Here is a 4413-nt window from a genome sequence, read left to right as displayed (position 1 = left end):
TTTCATTTATCATAATATTGTTTCTAAAATTCAGCAAATGCTATTGACAATACATTTCCTTCATAGTATTGACAAACAATAAAAATACTCCTTTTAGATTTATAAAACAAAAAATTTTTTATTTTTATATGAAAACTGAACACGGTTTTAAAAAATCAGACGAGCAATTTTCCCTTTTCAAAAAAGGTCATATAAAAGAAAAGGGAATATCTTTCCAAAATTTATTTTTTCAAAAATTTTACAGAAATAATAAAAACATTTTTTTTATCAATAAATCAATGATTGGTTTGACCCCATTCTAATTGAAAGGAGAGATGTTATGGCTACATTACAAGAAAAACTGGCACAACAGATCCCGAAGTTGAGAGAAGAAAAAGCAGCACTATTAAAAGAACACGGCGATAAAGTCATTTCAGAAGTTACTGTTGCTCAAGCCTTCGGAGGAATGCGCGGTGTCAAAGGGCTTGTTTGCGACACCTCACTCGTTGAACCTGACAAAGGGTTGATAATCAGAGGTTATCCGATTGGAGAAATCAAAGATCGGCTTCCTGAAGAAATCTTTTATCTCCTTCTGACAGGAGAACTTCCTGATGAAGCGGCTTTGAAAGCATTGCAAAAAGACCTCACAGATAGAGCAGAAGTCCCTTCCTATGTTTGGAATGTATTGGAATCTCTCCCCAATGATGCTCATCCTATGGCGATGTTAAGCATCTTGATTCTAACTCTTGAAAAGGAATCTGTATTTAGAAAAAGATATACAGATGGTACACTAAAAAGAGAAGAATATTGGGAAGCCGCTCTGGAAGATTCACTCCAATTAATAGGAAAGCTTCCTGCCATAGCAGCAGCCATATATAGACAAAGATTCGGCAAAGGCGCCAGAATACCTTTTGACCCTCAGCTTGATTGGGGCGCAAACTACGCTCATATGCTTGGCATTGAAGACCCTGACGGAAACTTTAAAAAATTGATGAGGCTCTATATGACACTTCACAGCGACCATGAAGGCGGAAATGTAAGCGCCAATACTTGCCACACAGTTGGGTCTGCGCTTTCAGATGTTTACTATGCTGTATCGGCAGGATTGAATGGGCTTGCAGGACCACTGCACGGATTGGCAAATCAACAGTGTCTGCGCTTTGTTCTCGAAATCAAGGAAAAATACAATGGTGTTCCTTCCGATGATGATTTGAAACAGTTTGTATGGGACAGATTGAACTCAGGAAATGTAATTCCCGGCTACGGTCATGCCGTGTTGAGATGCACAGACCCACGCTTTACTGCATTCTATGAATTTGGAAAACAATACTGCAGCAATGATGAAGTTTTTCAGATTGTTGACAAATTATTCAACATCGTCCCGGGAATACTTCAAGAACATGGCAAAGCTAAGAATCCATGGCCTAATGTCGATGCTGGTTCAGGCGCATTGCTCTATCATTTTGGTCTTACAGAATTCGACTACTATACAGTTCTTTTCAGCGTTTCAAGAGCTCTTGGTATGTGCTCACAGCTCATTCTCAACAGAGCTTTAGGCACACCTATAACAAGACCAAAATCCGTTCAAACTGATTGGATTAAAAAACAGGTTCAAAGCAGTTAATTGATATAAACACCGAATATCAGGAGGCCGGAAGAGAAACCCTGTTGTAAAGAGTATCACGTTCAACAGGTTCTCTTCCGGCTTTTTTTATCAATGAAACGAGCTCTTCACGGCTTACAAATTGGCCGGTTTGAGCGCCTGCTGAATGCGTAATCTTTTCTTCCACGACTGTTCCGTCGATATCATCAGCGCCAAAGGAAAGAGAAATCTGCGCCAATTTCAGTCCTATCATTATCCAAAAAGCTTTTATATGAGGAAAATTGTCAAGCATCAGGCGGGCAATTGCAATCTCCTTTAAATCATCTATTCCCGTAGTAAAATTGAATGATTTTAATTGAGTATTTTCAGGATGGAAAGCTAAAGGTATGAATGACATAAAGCCCCCCGTGCGGTCTTGAAGCTCTCTCAATCTTATCAAATGCTCTATCTTTTCTTCCGGTTTTTCAAGGTGACCATAGAGCATTGTTGCATTGCTTTTCATTCCAATATTGTGTGCTTCCTCCATTACTTCAAGCCACTCTTCCCCGCTTGTTTTTTCTTCACAAAGCTCTCTTCTTACTCTTTCAGAAAAGATTTCTGCCCCGCCTCCCGGAAGAGAACCAAGTCCTGCTTTTTTCAATTCCAAGAGAGTATCTTTTATACTTAGTCCAGATACCGTAGAAAGATATTTTATCTCAACTGCTGTAAATGCCTGAATATGCACTGCTGGAAATTCTTTTTTAAGAGCTTCGAGCATTTCAATATAAAAATCAAAAGGCAATTCTGGATGAAGCCCTCCGACAATATGAAATTCTGTTATCCCTGTCCCCTTTGCTTCTCGTGCTTTCTCTAAAATTTCATCGAGCGTCATAGTGTAAGCGCCTTCATCGCCAATGCTTTTGCTGAAAGCACAAAACTTGCATCGATTGACACATATGTTGCTATAATTGATATGGCGATTTCTTATGAAATAAGCCAAATTGCCATTCTTTCTCTCTCTGACAATATTTGCAAGATAACCAAGGGAAAGAATATCTGTTGAGGAATATAAAGTTAGTCCGTCATTTTTTGAAAGTCGTTCTCTGTTGTAAACCTTTTCTTCTATTTCTTTCAATTCTTGTGATACTATCTTCACCTCAAACTGCCTCAGAATGAATCATTTGGAGATGAGCGGGATCGAACCGCCGACCTCCTCGTTGCGAACGAGGCGCTCTCCCAACTGAGCTACATCCCCATCTTATAACTCTATAGTAAACTCCACTGGCAAATGAATAAAATAAATTTTGAAAAATGTAAAGAAAGTACTTCTCAAATTTGTGAAGGCAGGAATTTTAGAGAAAACACAAAAATTATATTTCCACAGAAATTAGAAACTCTTTCTGATTATTTCTTTTCCGGCTTCTTTCTTTTCCAAGCACCAGTAGTTTTACCAGACCTTTCCTTCAGCCAATCTTCAAGAACACTTTCAAGCACTCTCCAACTTCTGCCAACTCTTGTAGCAGGAATCTTTCCATCCTTTGCATACCTGTAAGCAGTATGCTCATTGATCTTTAGAACCTTTGCCACTTCTTTAATGGTTAACAATTTCATAATTATCTCCCCATAAAATATTAGCTACTATAATGTATTTTAAAAAATTTTAATATTGTCAAATATAATCTATTTTTATTTAGCATAAATTCAAGAAAAACTACCCAAAACCAGATATTCTACTTTTGCTCAAAGTCCCTTCATTATAAACAAGATTTTTATTCTCATATTTAAAATCCACAAAAACGATTTCTCCAACAGCAAAGACATTCCAAAATATCATAATCACCCTTCAAGTAATGGCTGTTGTTGTGTAATACAATGAATTGCGCCAAATCCGACTATCAAATCATTGCAGTCGATTGCTACAATTTTTCTTTCAGGGAAAAAAGCACCAATAATTTCAATTGCTTCAGTATCTGTAGGTTGATTAAACACAGGCACAAGCACTGCGCTGTTTCCTATATAAAAATTGGCATAACTTGCAGGCAGGCGTTGTCCATTTATTTCAATAGGTTTTGGCATTGGAAGTTTTACGACATTTAATCTCTTCCCTTCTGCCGTTCTGTAATTTAAAAGTATTTCATAGTTTTTCTTCAAGACATTATAATTGACATCATTCTCGTCTGCTTCAAAACATGCAAGTACAGTATTTTCATTCACAAAGCGCGCAACATCATCAATATGACCATCTGTATCATCCCCATCTACTCCGCCTTCAAGCCAGATTATATCTCTAACCCCTAAATATTCCCGTAAGAAATATTCAATTTCTTCGACTTTCAACTTCTTATTCCTATTTTTGTTTAAGAGACATTGCTTTGTAGTCAGCAAGACACCTTCCCCATTGACATCTATCGAACCTCCTTCAAGCACAATATTTGGAGAATAAAGGGGAAGGTTCAATTTTTCATTCATCAGATAAGGAATATTGGTATCTTTGATAAGCTCTTCATACTTTTCACCCCATGCATTAAATTGCCATTTAACAATGGATAGGGCTTTTTCCCTCTTGTTTACTAAAAATATAGGCCCATAGTCTCTAAACCATACATCAGCATAATCGTAGATATGAAAAACAACCTGATAGAGATTTATGCCATAATCGAGGAGAGTCTTTTCAACCCTATTCTTCATCTCTTCATCTTTAACGAGAAGATTAATCTTCTCGCCATTATGTAAGGCAGAAATTATCTTAAGATAAATATTTTCAACTTCTTTAATTCTGTCAGGAAAAGTAGATTCATCATAGGGCCAAGAAAGCCATACTGCTTCATGCCTCTCCCATTCAGCAGGCATAT

At 37.3% G+C, this 4413-nt stretch carries 5 protein-coding genes and 1 tRNA gene; 2 read left to right on the top strand and 4 right to left on the bottom strand.

Annotation, left to right across the window (positions count from 1 at the left end):
* Positions 1-68 precede the first annotated feature (68 nt).
* Together D6734_01085 and D6734_01080 are read left to right on the top strand one after the other, a co-directional pair.
* On the top strand, positions 69-302 hold the full coding sequence (locus D6734_01085) for a hypothetical protein (protein ID RMF97958.1): 234 nt from the start codon (positions 69-71) through the stop codon (positions 300-302).
* A 17-nt stretch (positions 303-319) separates the two neighbouring features.
* Positions 320-1603, top strand: a complete 1284-nt coding sequence (locus D6734_01080; GenBank protein ID RMF97957.1) for a citrate (Si)-synthase — start codon at positions 320-322, stop codon at positions 1601-1603.
* Positions 1604-1622: 19 nt separating this feature from the next.
* Here D6734_01080 and mqnE read toward each other — a convergent pair whose 3' ends face one another.
* The 4 genes from mqnE to D6734_01060 form a co-directional block, all read right to left on the bottom strand.
* Positions 1623-2717: an aminofutalosine synthase MqnE gene (gene mqnE / locus D6734_01075; GenBank protein RMF97956.1), complete on the bottom strand. Its 1095-nt coding sequence runs from the start codon at positions 2715-2717 to the stop codon at positions 1623-1625.
* 26 nt (positions 2718-2743) lie between these two features.
* Positions 2744-2816, bottom strand: a tRNA-Ala gene (locus D6734_01070).
* A 149-nt stretch (positions 2817-2965) separates the two neighbouring features.
* Positions 2966-3178 carry a DNA-binding protein gene (locus D6734_01065; protein ID RMF97955.1) on the bottom strand — a complete coding sequence of 71 codons (213 nt, stop codon included), beginning with the start codon at positions 3176-3178 and terminating at the stop codon, positions 2966-2968.
* Positions 3179-3397: 219 nt separating this feature from the next.
* A partial coding sequence (locus D6734_01060) for an agmatine deiminase family protein (protein ID RMF97954.1) occupies positions 3398-4413 on the bottom strand: 1016 nt, incomplete at its 5' end.

The organism is Candidatus Schekmanbacteria bacterium (genome assembly GCA_003695725.1).
In the GTDB taxonomy this organism is placed as follows: Bacteria; Schekmanbacteria; GWA2-38-11; order GWA2-38-11; family J061; genus J061.
The sequence above is the reverse complement of the archived record's forward strand: the minus strand, read 5'-3'. Positions and strand labels throughout refer to the sequence as shown.

Coding starts and splice junctions, on each gene's coding strand:
- D6734_01080 (RMF97957.1), top strand. CDS start 320: ATGGCTACATTACAAGAAAAACTGGCACAACAGATCCCGAAGTTGAGA.